The organism is Natronoarchaeum mannanilyticum (assembly GCF_039522665.1).
In the GTDB taxonomy this organism is placed as follows: domain Archaea; phylum Halobacteriota; class Halobacteria; order Halobacteriales; family Natronoarchaeaceae; genus Natronoarchaeum; species Natronoarchaeum mannanilyticum.
The window spans coordinates 20350-37324 of record NZ_BAAADV010000001.1 but is presented as its reverse complement, the minus strand read 5'-3'; the positions used below and the strand labels follow the sequence as shown (position 1 = coordinate 37324).

Annotated in this window: 19 protein-coding genes; 6 read left to right on the top strand and 13 right to left on the bottom strand. The window is 67.0% G+C overall.

All coding sequences use genetic code 11. The features are described from left to right. Positions 1-70 precede the first annotated feature (70 nt). Positions 71-493 carry a DUF7346 family protein gene (locus tag ABDZ81_RS00215; protein ID WP_343771787.1) on the top strand — a complete coding sequence of 141 codons (423 nt, stop codon included), beginning with the start codon at positions 71-73 and terminating at the stop codon, positions 491-493. Positions 494-557: 64 nt separating this feature from the next. Here the strand turns inward: ABDZ81_RS00215 and rad50 are convergent, their stop codons facing one another. Beyond that, positions 558-3272, bottom strand: a complete 2715-nt coding sequence (rad50, locus tag ABDZ81_RS00210; RefSeq protein WP_343771786.1) for a DNA double-strand break repair ATPase Rad50 — start codon at positions 3270-3272, stop codon at positions 558-560. Further along, on the bottom strand, positions 3269-4705 hold the full coding sequence (gene mre11 / locus ABDZ81_RS00205; RefSeq protein ID WP_343771785.1) for a DNA double-strand break repair protein Mre11: 1437 nt from the start codon (positions 4703-4705) through the stop codon (positions 3269-3271). Before mre11 ends, rad50 begins: the two co-directional genes overlap by 4 nt. A 245-nt stretch (positions 4706-4950) precedes the next feature. Between mre11 and ABDZ81_RS00200 the strand changes: the two genes are divergently transcribed. Beyond that, entirely contained in the window at positions 4951-6132 is a 1182-nt protein-coding gene (locus ABDZ81_RS00200; RefSeq protein WP_343771784.1) for a hypothetical protein, read from the top strand. A gap of 136 nt (positions 6133-6268) precedes the next feature. Here ABDZ81_RS00200 and ABDZ81_RS00195 read toward each other — a convergent pair whose 3' ends face one another. Further along, a complete protein-coding gene (locus tag ABDZ81_RS00195; protein ID WP_343771783.1) occupies positions 6269-6535 on the bottom strand; it encodes a MarR family transcriptional regulator in 267 nt (88 codons plus the stop codon). 174 nt (positions 6536-6709) lie between these two features. On the opposite strand from ABDZ81_RS00195, the gene pan1 reads away from it, so the two are divergent. Both pan1 and ABDZ81_RS00185 read left to right on the top strand, forming a co-directional pair. Further along, positions 6710-7924, top strand: a complete 1215-nt coding sequence (pan1, locus tag ABDZ81_RS00190) for a proteasome-activating nucleotidase Pan1 (RefSeq protein WP_343771782.1) — start codon at positions 6710-6712, stop codon at positions 7922-7924. A 189-nt stretch (positions 7925-8113) separates the two neighbouring features. Beyond that, a complete protein-coding gene (locus tag ABDZ81_RS00185) occupies positions 8114-9571 on the top strand; it encodes a hypothetical protein (protein ID WP_343771781.1) in 1458 nt (485 codons plus the stop codon). Here the strand turns inward: ABDZ81_RS00185 and ABDZ81_RS00180 are convergent. After that, positions 9558-9698 carry a hypothetical protein gene (locus ABDZ81_RS00180; protein ID WP_343771780.1) on the bottom strand — a complete coding sequence of 47 codons (141 nt, stop codon included), beginning with the start codon at positions 9696-9698 and terminating at the stop codon, positions 9558-9560. The genes ABDZ81_RS00185 and ABDZ81_RS00180 overlap by 14 nt on opposite strands. Positions 9699-9905: 207 nt before the next feature. On the opposite strand from ABDZ81_RS00180, the gene ABDZ81_RS00175 reads away from it, so the two are divergent. Then, positions 9906-10457: a GMP synthase subunit A gene (locus ABDZ81_RS00175; RefSeq protein WP_343771779.1), complete on the top strand. Its 552-nt coding sequence runs from the start codon at positions 9906-9908 to the stop codon at positions 10455-10457. Positions 10458-10525: 68 nt separating this feature from the next. Further along, the gene (locus tag ABDZ81_RS00170) at positions 10526-11011 is read left to right on the top strand and encodes a hypothetical protein (RefSeq protein WP_343771778.1); all 486 of its coding nucleotides are present in this window, start codon (positions 10526-10528) and stop codon (positions 11009-11011) included. Positions 11012-11122: 111 nt separating this feature from the next. On the opposite strand, the gene ABDZ81_RS00165 is transcribed toward ABDZ81_RS00170, so the two are convergent. The 9 genes from ABDZ81_RS00165 to ABDZ81_RS00125 form a co-directional block, all read right to left on the bottom strand. After that, complete coding sequence (locus ABDZ81_RS00165) at positions 11123-11362, bottom strand: DUF3194 domain-containing protein (protein ID WP_343771777.1); 240 nt, start codon at positions 11360-11362, stop codon at positions 11123-11125. 7 nt (positions 11363-11369) lie between these two features. Beyond that, entirely contained in the window at positions 11370-11762 is a 393-nt protein-coding gene (locus ABDZ81_RS00160) for a prefoldin subunit beta (protein ID WP_343771776.1), read from the bottom strand. Between the two features lie 87 nt (positions 11763-11849). Continuing rightward, a complete protein-coding gene (locus ABDZ81_RS00155; RefSeq protein WP_343771775.1) occupies positions 11850-12128 on the bottom strand; it encodes a KEOPS complex subunit Pcc1 in 279 nt (92 codons plus the stop codon). A gap of 15 nt (positions 12129-12143) precedes the next feature. Further along, positions 12144-12278 carry a DNA-directed RNA polymerase subunit P gene (locus tag ABDZ81_RS00150; protein WP_256392347.1) on the bottom strand — a complete coding sequence of 45 codons (135 nt, stop codon included), beginning with the start codon at positions 12276-12278 and terminating at the stop codon, positions 12144-12146. A gap of 2 nt (positions 12279-12280) precedes the next feature. After that, positions 12281-12562, bottom strand: a complete 282-nt coding sequence (locus ABDZ81_RS00145; RefSeq protein ID WP_343771774.1) for a 50S ribosomal protein L37ae — start codon at positions 12560-12562, stop codon at positions 12281-12283. Between the two features lie 194 nt (positions 12563-12756). Then, complete coding sequence (locus tag ABDZ81_RS00140) at positions 12757-12969, bottom strand: DUF8015 family protein (protein ID WP_343771773.1); 213 nt, start codon at positions 12967-12969, stop codon at positions 12757-12759. Between the two features lie 643 nt (positions 12970-13612). Next, a complete protein-coding gene (locus ABDZ81_RS00135) occupies positions 13613-14845 on the bottom strand; it encodes an orc1/cdc6 family replication initiation protein (protein WP_343771772.1) in 1233 nt (410 codons plus the stop codon). A gap of 688 nt (positions 14846-15533) precedes the next feature. Further along, on the bottom strand, positions 15534-16253 hold the full coding sequence (locus tag ABDZ81_RS00130; RefSeq protein WP_343771771.1) for a DUF2103 domain-containing protein: 720 nt from the start codon (positions 16251-16253) through the stop codon (positions 15534-15536). 109 nt (positions 16254-16362) lie between these two features. Further along, positions 16363-16833, bottom strand: coding sequence for a zinc ribbon domain-containing protein (locus tag ABDZ81_RS00125; protein WP_343771770.1), 471 nt, complete (start codon positions 16831-16833; stop codon positions 16363-16365). Positions 16834-16975: the final 142 nt, after the last annotated feature.

The following is a 16975-nucleotide window of genomic DNA, read 5'->3' as shown; positions in this document are numbered from 1 at the left end:
CGACATTTTCGGCGTGCTCCACAGCGCGACACCGGTGGGCCTAACCGGACTGGAGCCCAACCGTCGACCGATGCGAACGGTCTGCGACGAGTCCGGCAAGCGCTACGTACTCCTCAAAGAATCGACCGACAGCAGTCTGGTCCGCGATCCCGAGACGGGAGGCGAGCAGTACGTCGAGAACGACCGGATCGAACCGGTCGACGGCGAGGAGCCCCTCGAGACTGCCGCAGCCGGCGTCTCCGAGCCGGTGCGGCGCGTCGTCTCGGCCGTCCACGACGACGCCGGCATCGGGCTGCTCGCCGATCTCGTCGACCGCGGCCCGGTCGCGATCCGGGATATGCTCGGCGCGTACGACCAGTGCGAGAGCGACCTCCACGGCCGGCTCGCCGAGCTCCGCGCCGCCGGATTGATCGAGGAGGCGACGGTCGCCGGGGAACGCGGCTACGACGCCACGGAGGCGGCGCAGACGGCGATAGCGACGTTGCGCGAGTAGTAAAACGGCGGTCGCGGCTTCTCCGGACGCTACTCCGCGTCCAGCGCGGGCGCTTCTCCGGACGCTACTCCGCCAGCAGCGCGGGCGCTTCGCCGCGCTCGACGGTCGAGCGGTTCGTCGTCGGATCCTTGCGGACGTGGACGACGGCGTCGGCCGCGCCGACCAGCTCCTCGTCGTGGCTGACGACGACGATCTGCTCGACGCCCAGATCCCGCATCGACCCGACGAGCTCGACGAGCTGGGCGACGTGCCCCGAGTCGAGGAACACGGTCGGCTCGTCGAGGATCAGCGGCGGCATCGGCGCCGCGCCGTCGATCCCCTCGGCGAGCAGCCGGTAGATCGCGCAGCGCAGGCTGAGGTTGAACAGCGCGCGCTCGCCGCCCGAGAGCTGCTCGGGATCGAGCGGTTCGCCGTCCTTCTGGTACACCGTCAGCTCGTACTCGCCGTCGAGCTCGATGTGGGAGTACGAGTCGTTCTGGTACACCAGATCGAACGTCTCGTTGAGCATCCGCTCTAAGGTTTCGACGTTGCGCTGGCGTAGCTCGGCGCGCAGGTCGCCGTAGGTCTCCTGGAGCTGCTCTGCCTCCTCGTACAGCGAGTCCAGCGCGTCGCGCCGCTCGACGAGGCGCTCGCGGCGTTCCCGGAGCGACTCTAACTCGTCGAGTTCGTTCCGGACGCCGCCGATGCGGTCGATCAGGTCGTCCCGTTCCTCGCGCAGGTCTTCGAGGGTCGACTCGGCCTGCTCGACGTAGTTCGCGGCGCGCTTCTTTTCGGCTCTGGCCTCCTCGACGCGGTCGGCGTCGAACTCGTCCTCCAGCGCTCGTTTGCGCTCTTTCTTCTCCGAGAGTCGCTGCCGGCGCTCGTCGTTCAGGTCGGCCTTCGCCGCGCGCTTCTCGCGCAGATCCTCGATGTCGGCCTCGGCGTCGTCGAGCTCGTCGAGGGCGTCGCCCAGCGATTCGAGGCGCTCGCGGCGCTCGCGGAGGTCGCCGCGCTCGGCGTTGATCTCGGCGATCCGCTCGCGGCGCTCGTCGGCGCGGTCCTCGGCGTCGGCGGCCTCGCTCCGCTTGGTTTCGGCGTCGGCCTCGTGCTCGTCGGCTTCCCCGCGGAGCCGCTCGACGCGCTTGCGGCGATCTTCCAGGGCGTCCTCGCGCTCGTCGATCAGCTGCTCGACGCTCGATCGGTTCTCCCGGAGCTGGTCGACCTCGCGTTCGGCCTCGACGAGTTCGTTCGCGGTTTCGAGATCGGCTTCGACGTCTTCGATCTCCGCTTTCAGCTCGTCGCGCTCGTCTTCGAGCTCCGACAGGCGCTCCCGGTCGTCCGAGAGCGCGTCGACGTGTGGCGAGTCCTCGACGGGCTGGCCGCATTCGGGGCACTTCCCCTCCTCGAGCAGCTCCTCGGCCTCCTCGATCTGCGAGCGGACGGTCCGGAGCTCGGCGCGCACGTCGCCGAGCTCGTCGTCGAGCTCGTCCTTGCGCTCCCGTAGCTCCTCGCGGTGCGACTCGGCCTCGCCGAACGCGACCGGCGCGTCCTCGAAGCGGTCTTTCGCGGCCTCGATCTCCTCGTCGATCTCGTCGAGCTTCTCGCGGCGTTCGGCCAGCGTCGACTCGTCGTCGTCGAGGTCGGCTTCGAGCTCGTCGGCCTCCTCGCGCTTCTCGGCGGCCGTCGATTCGAGTTCGTCGGCGCGCTCGCGGGCGGTCTCGGCCTCGCTGGCGTGTTTCTGGATCTCGCCGCTCAGGTCGTTCAGCTCCTCCTGGAGCCGTTCGTCCGTCTCGCGGATCTCGGCGAGGGCGTCCTCGACGGCTTCTGCGAGGTCGGCGCCGTCATCGCTGCCGGACGCCGAGCCGTCCGCGTCGAGGTCGCCGGCCTCTTGCGCTTCCGCGAGTAGTTCGTCGCGCTTCTCGCGCAACTCGTCGCGGCGCTCGCGCTTCTCGGCGATCCGGTCTTTGAGCCGGTCGCGCTCGGACTCTGTCTCCCGGATCGTCTCCTCTAACTCCTCGACGTCCTCGGCGAGTTCGTCGATCTCCTCGCGTTTCTCCTCGAACTCTTCGAGAACCGACTCGGCGCTCTCTTTCGTCTCCCGGGCGGTGTCGAGCTGGTCCTCGATCCGCTCGATCTCGGCGGTCGTCTCGTTGCGCTCGCTTTCGAGCTCGTTGAGCCGCTCGTGGAGGCCTTTTTCCTCCTTGGCTTCGATCTGGCCGTCGATCTCGTCGACGTTCCCGCGAAGCTCGCTCAGCACGTCCTTGACCGCGAGGCGGGCCTCGCTGGCGCGCTCGCGGTACTCCTCTAACTTGCCGAGCTGGAGCAGGTCGTCGATCATGTCCTGGCGGTCGCTCGGCGAGGCGTGGATCAGCTTGTTCACCTCGCCCTGCCGGACGTACGCGCAGTTGACGAACGCCTCGGCGTCCATCCGGAGCAGGTCGGCGACGTAGCCCCGCACCGCGCGGGCGCCCTCGATCGTCTCGTCGGGCGCTTCGAGAACGCACTTGGCGGTCTGGGCGCGCTCTCCCGAAAATCGAATGCGGCGCTCGATCCGGTAGGCCTCGCCGCCGTGGTCGAAGGCGAGCTCGATCTCGGCGTCCTCGGCGCCATTCGTGATGACGTCGTCGAGTGTCCGGTCGTCGAGCGCCTTGGAGCCGTACAGCGCGAAGAAGCAGGCCTCCAGCAGCGAGGACTTCCCGCTGCCGTTGACGCCGTGGATCACCGTGACGCCCTCGTCGAGCCGGAGCTCGGCGTCGGCGTAGCACTTGAAGTTCTCCAGGCGGATCTCGCGGAACTTCACAGGTACTCCTCCATGGAGGCCTGCGAGTCGTTCTGCGCGCTCTCCGCGGGCGGTTCGGCGTCCGGCTCGTCGCCGGAGTCGGTCGTGACGTCGGCGTCCGAATCGTCGGCGTCGGCGATGTCGGCATCGTCATCCTCCGCCTCGGCGTCTGCAGCGTCGGTGACGTCGACCTCCGGATCCGCGACGTCGCGGCCGTCCGCAGCCGTACCTTCGTCGTCGGTGGACGCCTCCGCGTCAGCGCTGTCGGCGGCGTCAGCGTTGTCGGCAGTGCCATCGTCCTCGACGCCCTCGAACGCGTCGAGGCCGTCGCCGTCGAGCCGCTCACGGATCTGCGTCTCGACGGTCTCGCGGACGTTCGAGTCGGCGACCTTGCTCTCGCGGACGGCCTCGTCGATGTCGCGGGCGGCGGGGCTCAGTCCCAGCTCGCGCAGGCGCTCGCGGACGGCGTCGTCCGGGTCGGCGAAACTCACGCTGACGTCGGTCTCGCTGTCGATCTCCCGACGGTCGTTGACGCGGGCGACGAGCGCGTCGCGTTCGAGCGCGAGTTCCTCGACGGCCGCGGGGGTGATCTCCTCGCCCGAGCCCTCGACAGTAACGATCACGACGGCGTCCTCGACGTCGTACTCGCGGACGCGCTCGCGGACGCGCTCGGTGCCCTCGCCGTCGGCGAGTTCGACGTCGACGAACGCGAACTCGCGGGTGTCGGCGACCGCGCGGCGGGCGATCGAGACCGCGTCGGTGCCCGTCGCGTCCGCGTCGGCGCCGGCGGCGTCGCCGAACCGGACGATGTTGTACCCCCGATCGTCGCGCTCGTCGGCGCTTGCCCGTTCGGTCGACCCGCAGTAGGTGACCCACGCGTCCTCGACCTCGCGCTTGCCGGGCGCGTGGTTGTCGCCCAGCAGCACGGCGTCGAAGTCGACGGTGGCCTCCGCGAGCACTTCCTCGGTGTCCCAGTCGGCGTGGGCGAACGGCTCGAACAGCCCGTGGCTGACGAGCGCGCGGTGGTCGGCGTCGGTCGGCTCGAACTCGTAGTCGAGATCGTCCCGGCGGGACTCGGGGACGAAGTCGAGTCCGTAGAACGCGGTCTCTCCGATTATCTCGGGACTGGCGCCCAGCCGAGTTGCCAGCCCGAGGTCCTCGAACAGGTCGAGCCACTGGCCGTCGCGCTTGGTCTCGTGGTTGCCGACGACCGCGAGGAACGGGATCCCGGCGTCCGCGAGGTCCCGCAGCGCCGAGACGGTTCCTTGGAGATCGAGCAGTTCCGGACGCCGGTCGTGGAACAGGTCGCCCGCGTGGACGACGGCGTCGACATCGGCCTCGACGGCGTCGTCGACGACCCGTTCGAACGCCGCGAGAAAGTCCCGGCGCCGCTCCGGCGAGTGGTACTGCCGGTACCCGATGTGGGTGTCGCCGGTGTGGATCACCCGTGTCATTGCCGGTCTTTGGCGTCGGCGTCTTAAATCGGTTCCGCGACCGTAGTGGAAGTGAAGCCGCCATCGTGTGGTCCGATACGTTCAGCGGTGACGGGATCTGCCGATCGCCATCGACTCGCTTCGCGTAATAATTACAATATCTGTTTCTATAATTTTAGTATTTCTGGAGAGTCGGTCACCAGCTGAAGACCGTGCAGAACAATAGTGAAGAAAAAATTAAGAGAGTGGGAAGTGATGACCCGACAGTGGCTACGCAATCGGCCCTCCGCTCGACGGACGATGTCACCCACTGGTGCGGGAACGTCCTCGAGGCGTTCGCCCTAACCGTCGAGAACGTCACCGAATGCCACGACGAGCTAGACGAGGACTGCGGGTCGGTCGCCGATCTCGTTCGTGCTGCGCGACGCCGACCGTCGGCGTTCCCGAACCCGGTGGCGTTCGTCCGCGATACGCTGGTGGCGTCGGATCGCGGCGTCGACGCGCCGACCCGGTACTGGGCGAACGCCCCGGAGGTCCACCTCGACGCCCTGTTTTCCCCCTTCGACTGCCGGGTGACCGTGGAGTGGCGCCGCGACGACACCCGGCGGATCGTACTCGAGGACGCTGACGAGACGGAGTTTCGCGCAACAGTGACGTATCCGGACACTCCCCTGGGTCGGGACAACTACCCCGCGCTGCTCGACGCGGTCAACCGCGACCTGCTCGCGGGCACCGGCGTCGAGTTGGTTCTGCTCGACGGCCCCTGTCGGCGCTGGCAGTTCGCCCTCGGCGAGACGGCGGCGCTGGACAACCTTCGGTGTCGCTACGGGACCGCGGTCCGGTTCGGAAATAGGGGGCTCCTCGCCCAACATCAGCCCAGTGAGTACGTCCCCACCGGGGACGACGACGGCGATGTACCGGTCCCCGACTGGGCCGAAGAATCGCCGGACGCCCCCGAGAGCGGGGGTTCGTTCCGGAGCGGCGGCGAGTCGTTCGCCGATCTGGCCGGACGGATCGACCGTTCGACCGATTCGTTCGCCGACGTCGACCCCGAATCGCCCGTCGCCGGTGACGCGAAGCCGACCCGTGAAGCGGCGTCGGGCGACGTGGCCGCGCTACTCGACGACCTTTCGGAGGTCTTGCCGATAGCGACCGCAGACGAGTCGGATCCGGCGTCGCCGGCGACGTCCTCGACGCCGGTACTGGGGTCGTCCTCGCGGGAGCGCGACGAGGAGCCGGGGGCGATCGACGAGCTGTTTCGTGGACTCGAGCGCGACGTCGCAACGCGGGGCCGCGACGGCGTCGACGACGCCGCCGACCCGACGCGGCGGACCGATCCGGAGGCGACGCCGGAAGCCGTCACTGCCGTCGCCGTGGTCGAGGACGGGGACTCGGAGTTCGTCTGGATCGACGAACGGAGCGTCAGCTCGCGGGAGGATCGACCGTAGACGCCCGGTTCGTTCGGAATGGGTCAGAGCGAATCGGTCGGGTAGTCTTCGCCAGAGAGAATACTGCGTTGGAGAGAAAGACGCGACGAGGCGTCACCGGTGGTACCCACTCGATCGGGTCTCACTCGACCTCGGTTCACTCGATCGCGAGCGTGTAGAGGCGCTTGCGCGCGTCCGAAAAGGAAAACCGGGAGTCGACGACGCCTTGCTCCTCGAGCCGGTTCAGGGCGTACCGCACGGTCCGCGGCGGGAGGAGCGTCTCCTCGGCGAGCTGGCTCTGCGTGAGCGTGTCGTTGTACTCGAGCACTTTCGCGACGAGCTTGGCGCTCGGCGGGAGGTCGCGAACGTCGTCCCACGTCGGCTCGGCGTCGGCGTCCAGCCGCGCTGTCTCTGATGTACTCATGATACTCCGAGGTAGTAGATACGGACTAATAATATTAACCCTTCTCAATTATTACTTTCGCTCATCTGCTCTTTCCGGCGTCGACGAAATCGGCAGCCTCAGCGGCGACGGCGTCGGTGCAGTAAATCGACCCTACCCGAAGCCTCTTATGAACCAACGCCCTAGGAGCGGGTGATGAGCGATACTGTGGACGACGTCGACCTCCCGTACGACGAGGAGGATACGTCAATGCAGGAGAAAATAGAAGCCCTCCGCGAGCGCCTCGAAGTTCTGGAGTCCCAGAACGAGGAGATGCGCGACAAGCTGCTGGACGCCAACGCGGAGAACAACAAGTACCAGCAGAAGTTAGAACGACTCACCCACGAGAACAAGAAGCTCAAGCAGTCGCCCCTGTTCGTCGCGACCGTCCAGGAGCTCACCGACGAGGGGGTCATCATCAAGCAGCACGGCAACAACCAGGAGGCCCTGACCGAGGTCACCGAGGAGATGCGCGAGGACCTCGAACCCGACGACCGCGTCGCGGTGAACAACTCGCTGTCGGTCGTCAAGTCCCTCGAGGACGAGACGGACGTCCGCGCGCGCGTGATGCAGGTCGACGAGTCGCCCGAGGTCACCTACGAGGACATCGGCGGCATCGAAGAGCAGATCAACGAGGTCCGCGAGACCGTCGAGATGCCGCTGAAGAACCCCGGCGCCTTCGACGAGGTCGGCATCCAGCCGCCCAGCGGCGTCCTGCTGTACGGGCCGCCCGGGACCGGCAAGACGATGCTCGCGAAGGCCGTCGCCAACCAGACCGACGCGACGTTCATCAAGATGGCCGGCTCGGAGCTGGTCCACAAGTTCATCGGCGAGGGCGCGAAGCTGGTTCGGGACCTGTTCCAGGTCGCCCGCGACCACGAGCCCGCCGTGATCTTCATCGACGAGATCGACGCCATCGCCGCCAAGCGCACCGAGTCCAAGACCTCCGGCGACGCCGAGGTCCAGCGGACGATGATGCAGCTGCTCTCGGAGATGGACGGCTTCGAGGACCGCGGCGAGATCCGCATCATCGCGGCGACGAACCGCTTCGACATGCTCGATCGCGCGATCCTCCGCCCCGGCCGGTTCGACCGCCTCATCGAGGTGCCCAAGCCCGACCTGGAGGGACGCGAGATCATCTTCCAGATCCACACGCGCGACATGAACGTCGCGGACGACGTGGACTTCGAGGAGCTCGCCCGGATGGCCGACGAGGCCAGCGGCGCCGACGTCAAGGCGATCTGCACCGAGGCGGGGATGTTCGCCATCCGCGACGACCGCACTGACATCCGGATGGAGGACTTCGAGGAGGCCTGGCGGAAGATCCAAAAGGAGACCGAGGAAGAGGACGTCTCCAAGACGTTCGCCTGATCGGACGGCGGCGTCGTCCACACCGGTTTCGCGGCTCGAACTGCGGCTTTTCTGCACTGTCTCGTCCGCTCTAGCTGCAGGTCGACCGAGAGTGACGGCCACCGTCGGTGCGAGTCGACGGTAAAGGAGCAGGAGAGCTGACGCGCCCTCACGGATAAATCATATGTCACTTCGACGTGAACGGTGGGTATGGTCCCGCGGAAGCCCCTCCACGTAGCGCTCTGTTGTCTGCTCGTCGTCTCGCTCGCGGCGACGGTCGCGCCCGCCGGCGCCGCGCCGCCGCCGCAACCGCTCTGTGACGCCTGCGGGGAGAGCTTCGAGCAGCGGGTCGAGGAGCGCGGCGTCGCCGTCGACGGCGAGTTCGTCACCCATCCGATCGACGTCGTCGGGAGCACCGCCGAGGTCCGCGTGCGGGAGAACGGGACCGCGACGTGGATCGTGCGGAACCGGCTCGACGACTCGACGGGGACCGAGGAGCTGCGATCGAACGCGAGCTACCGCGACCGGATCGCGGACGGCGCGATGGGCGACGCCGAACTCCTCGCGGCGAATCTGTCCGAGGACGACGTCCTAGAGCTGCGCTACCGAGAAAACGACTTCGCCGAGCGGTCGGTCCGCGGAACGCTCCGATCGGGCGAGTTCACGAGCGCGTACGGGTACCGGAATCTCGACGGGCTGGGCGCCGACCGACTCCGCGTCGTCGCTCCGGAGGGGTATCAGATAGGGTGGACGGTCGCCGGCGCGACGGTCTCCGACGACGGGAGTCGGATGACGCTCACCGAGCTCGACGACCGGGGCCTCGTGACGTTCGTGCCGCGGGACGCCGCGCTCGGGTGGCTGTGGAGTTCGCTCGCGGTCGCGGAACTCGTCGCCCCGTCCGCCGCCGCCAACGCGCTCCTGATCGCGGTGACGCCGGCGCTCCTGTTCGGCGTCGCGGTCGGGGTCGCCGTCCCGCTGTTCGGGCGACGCGACGGTCTCGTCGGGGCGGCCGATCGAGCGCTCTCTCACGTCGGGTTGACCGCCGACCGGGTACTGGACGCCCCGGGTGCCAGCCTGGCTGCGGTCGGTGCGGCGACAACGCTCGCGATGCTCGGGATCGGCGCGGTCCGGACGATCGGCCCGTCGTTGCTTCCCCTGTTCGGCGTGGGAATCGCGTACGCCCTGCTCGGAATCGGAATCCGGCGAGAGGGCGTTCGCGAGCGCGCGTCGTACCGAACGCTCGTCGGACTCGCGAGCGTCGGCGCCCTCGTCGCCGGTGCGGTCACGCTCGCCCTCGCGGCGCTCGCGCCGGGCTCGACGCGCTGGCTGGCGTCAGAGGTTCCGACGCTCGTTCCCGTCTTTTCGCTCCTTCCCGCCGGGTGCGCACTGGGCCGAGGGAGCCGCCGCCTCGGCGTCGGAACCGCCGCGGTCGCGTTCGGCGTCGCGGCGCTGTCGGTGACGCCGGTGATGGGGGCTGGTCCGTTCGGCGGGCCGTTCTCCGGCGTCGTCGCGGTCGCGTTCGTCCTCGTCGCCGCGATCGGAACCGTTCTCAGCGTCACGGTCGTCGGTGCCCCGCTGCTGGTCGCGGGCGCGGTTCTGGGCGCCGATCGGCGGCCCGGCGCCGTCGAGTCCAGCCATGCTGACGCCGCCGAAGTTACAAGAGAGTGAACAGCGCGTACGGCACGAGAAACAGCGCCGCGAACATGACCAGCAGCACGACGCCGTAGGCGACCGCGGTGCTGGCCGCGGTCAGCCACGCCGGATGGTCGAACTCGTCGAGGGCGTCGATCGTCATACCAACGCTGTTCGCGTGCGGAGAGTTAACACTGTTGGCACGTCGAAAAACTGGCGAGCAGTTGGTGCCGAGAGCGGGCTGTCTCCCGGCGGGAGTCAATCGCCGGGGGATGGCGCCGGCACAGTTCGAACGCCGCTCGACCGCGTTTCTGGCAGTTTTCGGCGCGTTCCGGACGCCTTTTAACGACCGCGCGACTACGACGCCCCAATGACGAAGATCGACGTGGTCGACAACCACGGCCAGTTCACCCACCTGGAGCAGCGCGCGCTCCGGGACATGGGCGTCGACGTGGAACTGATCGACAACGAGACGCCGCCCGAGGAGATCGACGCCGACGGTCTCGTGCTCTCGGGCGGCCCGGACATCGACGACATCGGGCGCTGCGCCGACTACCTCGATCTCGACGTGCCGGTGCTGGGCATCTGTCTGGGTATGCAGATCATCGCCGACGAGCTCGGCGGCCGCGTCGGCGGCGGCGAGTACGGCGGCTACGCCGACGTCACCGTCGAGGTGCTCGACGAGGACGACCCGCTGACCGGATCGCTCGCGCCCGAAACCCGCGTCTGGGCGAGCCACGCCGACGAGGTCAAGGAGCTGCCCGACGGCTTCTCGCTGACCGGGCGCAGCGACGTCTGCGGCGTCGAGGCGATGAGCGACGTCGACCGGAATCTCTACGGCGTCCAGTGGCATCCCGAGGTCGCCCACACCGAGGAGGGAGAGGAGCTGTTCGAGAACTTCGTCGACATCTGCGATCGCTGAGCCGTCGCGACGTCGCCGTGGTGCTCTGAGGGCGGTGATTTTATTTTCTCGGCGGGTGATCTCATACTATGTCTGAGTCCCGTTTTCGCCTCCTGACCGCCGGCGCGGTGTGGGTCGGCGCGCTGTTACTGTTCGCCCCACCGACATTTCTCGGGACGATATGGGCCGTCGAGGAGTTTCTGGCGGTCGCCGGCGTATCGCTGTCCGCGCCCGTCCGGCTGCTCGTCGACATGACCGCGTTCCTGATCGCCGTGCTGGTTGCGACCGAGATCGCGGCGTGGCGGCTCCACGGCGGCGACTGGTTGCGTCGCGGGAGCCGACGGGTTCGAGTAGTACGGATCGCACTCGCCGGGGTCGTCTCTGTCGGCGTGCTGGCGGTTAGCGGAGCGCTTGCGGTTGTGATGGCATCCGCCGCGGCCTCGGGGCGGTACGGTACCGTCGTCATCGGGTTTGCCGCGGCGTTCGGCGTCGCGTTCGTCGTGAGCGCGGTTCGTATCGGACGGGAGTTTCGCCGAGGCTATCAGGATCGAGATGCGTCCCGACGACTGTCGTAACTCCGGGCTGCCGCGGCGACTGTGCGCGGAGTCGCCGCTGTTAGATCGGGAAAGAGTGGAAAAGACCGGCCGAACTCGCCCGCGGTCAGCGGCGAGTCCGCCGGCGCTCGCTCACGCGTCGTCGAACAGATCGTCGACCGCCGAGCGCGCCGCAAGCGCGGCGTCGTCGGCGACCCGCTCCTCGTCGGCGTCGGTCTCGGGCGCCTCGACGTAGACGTCGACTTCGAGGACGCCGTCCTCGAAGGTCACTCGCACGTCGTAGTCGTCGACCGCGGAGCGCTTCATGCGCGAGAAGATCACGCCTTCGGCGGCTTCCGCGGCGGTCTGGACGACCGTCTCGTCGGTGGGCATCGGACGATCAGGCGCCGCCGGGGCCCATGCCGCCGCCCATCGGGCCGCCGCCGCCACCGCCGCCGAGCATCTCCTGGAGCTCTTCCTGGAGCTCTTCGAACTGCTCCTGGACGCGCTCTTCCTGCTTGTCCAGCGTCTCGACGCGGATCTCGAGGTCGTTGACCGTCTCCTCGAGGTCGTCTTTGGCCTCGTCGTAGTCGGTCTCGACGAGCAGCTCGCCGACCTCGCGGTACATTACTGTGTCCTCGTCGATGTCCTCGAGCTCGTCGAGGGCCGTGCGGGACTCGCTGAGTTGCGTCTCGGCTTCTTCCTTCTGGACGGCGACTTCCTGAGCCGTCTCCTGAAGGTCCTGGAGCTGTTCGAGCTTCTCTTGTGCTTCCGGCGGCAGATTACCCTGCATACGTCCGAAGTGGTGACCCGGACTGAAAAACCCCTGCATTGTCGTCGGGCGGTCGGGTCGCTACGCGGACTCGATCCGGTCGAACCGCTACGCGGTCGGGGACCCGTCGCGCTCACTTCCGGCCGACCGGGCGCTCTCGGCGACGTCGACCAGCGAGAGCCAGGTGTTGGTTGCGGCCCGGAGCGCGACCAGATCAGCGGCTTCGACGCGAATCGAGAGCGTTCGTCCGTCGCGTTCGAGGGCGGCTGTCGAGCGATCGTCGTCGATCTCGCCGATCTCACGGCGGAGGCTACGCTCGACGACCGACGCCGCGTCCGCAGAATCGTACTCGAAATCGTACGTCGCCTCGTGGACGGGGTTATCCATCCGATTGAAGTCGACTCAGTTGACGTCGACTTCCTTCACGTCGCGACTCCGCTCTTTGAGGAGCACCCGGTGCCCGCAGTAGGGACAGCGAACGCCGCCGTACTCGTCGAGTTCGACGTCGCGTTTGCAGCGCGAGCACTTGTACGCCATCGTTACTCCTCGTCCTCGGCGAGCGCGGCGCGGATCGATCGCTCGACGCTCTTTCCGCCCGGCGTCTCGGGGCGGTACGTGCCGCCGGCGAACTTGTGGCCGCAGCGCCGGCAGCCCCAGATGCCCGTCCCTTCGCGGTCGATGGTGTCGCCGCCGCACTCGGGGCAGGTGTGGTCGTCGTTCATCTCGTCCTCGATCTCGGCGACTCGCTTGCGGGAGACCCGACCGTAGCGCGCGCCGAAGCGACCCGCGCTCCCGGTCCGTCCCTTCTTGCCTTCGGCCATAGTACCGTGAGATAGCTCTACGGTACAGATAAACCCTTTGAGTCGTGACGGACGCGGAGTGTGCCCCGGGGCGGAGCGATCGTTGTGACGGGTTGCTCGAACTCGCCTGTGAGCGTCAGAAGGTGGACTCGGGGCGCCAATCCGGGAGTTGAGCGATCAAGGAACTGAGCGATCAGGGAAGGCGATCCGAGAAGTCAGCAATCTTCGGCGGTGGGCGGGGAGATCGCGATCTCGTGACCGACCAGCGCCGCCGCAGCCAGGATTCCGGGGATCGCCAGCGGTAGCTGTTCGAAGCCACCGCCGATCCCTGCAACCCGTTCGAGTACTCCCGCGAACGACTGGACGACGATTCCACTCAGGACCAGGAACGGCAGTACCGCCAGAACCACGTCGTGCCTGGAGGCCATCTCTAATTAGATGTAATTAGAGCTCTCCTTGTAAAGGTGGTGAGTCGCGACGGGGCGGATCAGAAAGGCCACTTCTTACAAGCCTTCCGGGACTAGCGGCCGAGATACTCTCTCCCTCTCGGCGTCCAAATATCGGCGATACCGGACAGATCGGCGAAAACGACGCCATGCGATGTCGGGGCTTTTCTCCCACACTCACCCCACCTTGTCGAGTGTTTTACGGGTTCCTGGTGTAGTCCTAGAAACCGCTACGTCGAGAGGGCTCTGACGGGTCCCCCACCCCACGGTGTCGAGTGTTATCGGTAGATGGCGGGGAGGGGGTGACGGAAGCGAGGAAGTCCGGAGGTGAAATTCAGTCGACGGGGCGGCCCGTTCGCGCTGTCATCGTCGGCGAGACAGCCCGTGTGCGCTCTCGTCGCCCTAACTAACATGATCAGTGGTTCGATGACGCCGACACGGCTCGGTTGCTGCAGTGATAGATGCCTGTTTCGGTGCTGTTCTGTCCGTCTTAGTTCCCGTCTCTTCCAGCTGTGTACTTCACCCCCCACACCACTACGTCGAGTGTTCCCTTCAGGAGACGAGGCTAGTTTTCGACGACAACTGAGAAACCATCGAGATTCGAGAGCGAACTGGTGTCGATCGTTCAGTGCGCGGTCAGATCGGTCTGTTCCGCCTGACGAACGACCGTCGGCGGCAGGTCGACCATCTCGAGATCGTCGACGACGTCCATCACCATCTCGACGGCGACGTCGAGATCGTAGACGTAGTACTTTCCACCGGCTCGCCCCTCGTTGCGTGTGTTCCGGTGGAGGATGCCTTGCATCGCCAGGTCGGAGAGGTGATCGTGCATCCGGCGCCGCACCAGCGGGTTCGTTCCGACGTACTCGGCAGCCGAGCGGTATCGTGGGTAGATCTCGCGGACGCGCGCCGGCGTCTCCTCTTCGAGGGCGAGACTCAATACGGCGACCAGCGAGAGGTGACCGTGCTGGGTCAACTCCACCATTCCCTGCTTGATCCGGCCGCGTTCGAGCGCGCGCTGTGCGTCCCGGACGTGCTTTTCGGTCACTTCCGCTACGTCCTGTGATCGCGCGAGGTCACCAGCCTTGTACAGCAAGTCCAGCGCCTGGCGTGCGCTGCCGGTGTCCTGGGCGGCCAGCGCGGCGCACAGCGGCAGGACGCCGTCGGCGAGAACCTCGTCGTGCAACGCCTTCGCGGCGCGCTGGTCGAGGATCGACTCCAGTTCGCTCGCGACGTACGGCGAGAAGTGGATCTCCTCCTCGCAGAGGGCGTCCTTCACTTTCGGCGAGAGGCCGCTGCGAAAACTAAAATCGTTGCTGATGCCGATGATCCCCGGTTTCCCGGCGGAAAGATACCCGTTCGCGCGCGCTCGGGGAAGCTCGTACAGCAGATCGTCGTCGTCCCCGATGTGGTCGATCTCGTCGAGCACGATCAGCACCGTTCCGCCCAGCCGCTCTAACTCGTCGTAGAGCATGTCGAAGATCTTCTGCTGGGGGTAGCCCGTCGTGCTGATCTGCTCGTTGGCAGGCCGCAGCTCGTTGACCAGGTTCGCCGCGACTTGGTAGGAGCTCGTGAGATTGTTGCAGTTCAGCCAGACGATCGACAGGTCGACGTCGTCGTACTCCTCGACGTCCCGGCGGAGGTGATCGAGCAGGAAGCGCGTGGCGACCGTTTTGCCGACGCCAGTTTTGCCGTAGAGGAAGACGTTCCGCGGCTGGGCGCCGTTGACAACCGGCTGCAAGGCGGTTTTGTAAGCGTCGATCTCCTCGTCGCGCTCCTGGATCGAATCGGGCTGGTAGTCCTCCCGCAGGACGTCCTCGTCGCGGAAGATGGTCGTGTCCCGATCGAACAGCGGCATTGCCGAAACACTAGGACAGGTCCTACATAAAACCGGCGTGTCGAGTGCGTCACGTGATATAAACGCTTATGTACTAGAACACCCCTCCCCGTCGAGTGTTCGTCGCGTCGTTTGATCACCGCTCCTGTCGTCGAGCTCGGTGACCGCATTCAATCCGTTCCATCGCCTTCCAGCCGCCCCACCGCGTCGCGTGTTCGCCGACCCCGCGCCCCTATCTCTGTTCCACCACTCGGGTCCTACACTCGAGTACGGTTTCGTTGCCCCGTTGCTCGAGTTTCGACGGTCTGACCGAGTCGGGCTACCGGCTCTCGAAGTCCGGATTGCTTCTAGCGGATACCTACGTTAAGTAACGTTCGAACCGCGACTACGTTCTCCTCTCACCCCCACCCGCCGGTTCTCGACTAACACTCGACGCGGTGGGGTGGGTGACCGAAATAATATCTCCCCCTCCCCGCCAGTACTCGACTAACACTCGACAATGTGGGGTGGGACCGGTGATCGATTCTTCCCCGACCGGCGATAAAATCGGCCGCAAGCGCCGGCATTCTCGTTCGTAGAACACTCGACAGGGTGGTGTGTGGCAACGTCGCTCCGCGCGCAGTGTTCCCCGCCAGTCCTGGTGTCGCGACAGTACACGTGGCCGTCAGTACGGACGGGGTCAGTCGAGATCGGGGCAGCAGATATCGGATCAGTAGAGATCGACGTCGTCGAGCGCTTCGTTGAGATCCTCCCGGACTCGCTCGCCGCCGTCGATGTCGCGGGCCGTCGTCACGATGCGGTTCTCCTGCACGCTGGACCCGTCCCGCAACAACAGGCGAACGTTCCCGTTCCCGTCGGCGCGCGTGACCTTCGCGCGCAGTCCGGACTGGGAACCGGTGCCGCCGGCGTCGATCGGCCCCGGGATCACCTTCTTGACGTGGGGATGCTCGGCGACGGTCTGGACGGCCCGTCGCCCGTCCCGACTCCCGATCAGCGTCGTGTGCGACCCGCCGAGTTTCTCCATGGGCGGCAGGTCGACGACCTCCAGCGCGCGCTCGCCGCGGCGCTCGATCACCGCCTCGACGGGATCGTCGCCGGCGACGCGATAGAACTCGTAGTGGGACTGCCCGCGAATGGCCCGGAGTACCTCGCGGTCGCCGGTCGCGTACACTTCGTCGGGGCGCTTGCGTCGGATCTCGTCGGCGATCTTCCCGGCGTAGTTCCGGAGTTCGATCACCGCGCTCTCGCCTTCCTCCTCGGGCATCGTCGTCACGGTCGTCGCGCCGAGCACGTCGTCGCCGTCGAGCATCGTCACCGTCGCCCGGTCGCGGTCGAGATCGAGCACCACGGTGTCGGCGTTGCCGGTGTTACAGACCAGACAGTAGTCTCCCGGCCGCTCGAGCGAACTGGCGCAACGCCCACACTCCATGTACGCTGCAACGGCGTCCATCCGGTAAAGCGGCGCGCTTTCCCGCCGGTCGTCGCTCCCGGCTGTCGCCCAACTGTCGCTCGTTCGTCGCTCGCGAGCCCCGCATCCGTCACTCGCTCGAGTCGTCGCGCCGACGGGCGGCCGTCTCGGCGAGTTCGGCCCCGCAGTTCGCACAGTAGCGCGCGCCGTCCTCGACGACGGCGTCGCACTCGGGACAGGTCCTCGGCTCGCCCGCCGTTTCGCCGGGCGCGGCTCCAGTTGCGGTCCTTCCGAGATCGGTCCCGCACTCGCTGCAGAACTCCGCGCCCGGTCGCGACGCCGCGCCGCACTCGGGACAGACCCGCTCGGTCGGCTCCCGGAGTACTCGCCGCTCGGATTCCTCGAGGTAGCAGTAGCCGGCGTACAGCAGATTGAAGACGCCGAACGACCACCATGCCGTGAACACGGCCAGCAGGAGGTGGACGCCGACGCTGCCGTAGCTGCGTCGAACGAGCACGACCCGGTCCGGCGTCTCTTGCTCGATCTGCCACCCGTCCGCGATCGCGGCGTCGAGTCGTTTCCGGAGCTGGCGGCTGTGCATCACCTATTGTCACCACGACGCGGGAGAAAAGGCTTCGTGCGCCGCCGCGCCGTTCGTGCAGTGCGACCGCTCCTCGCAGTGCGACCGCTCCTCGCAGTGCGACCGCTCCTCGCAGTGCGACCGCTCCTCGCAGTGCGACCGC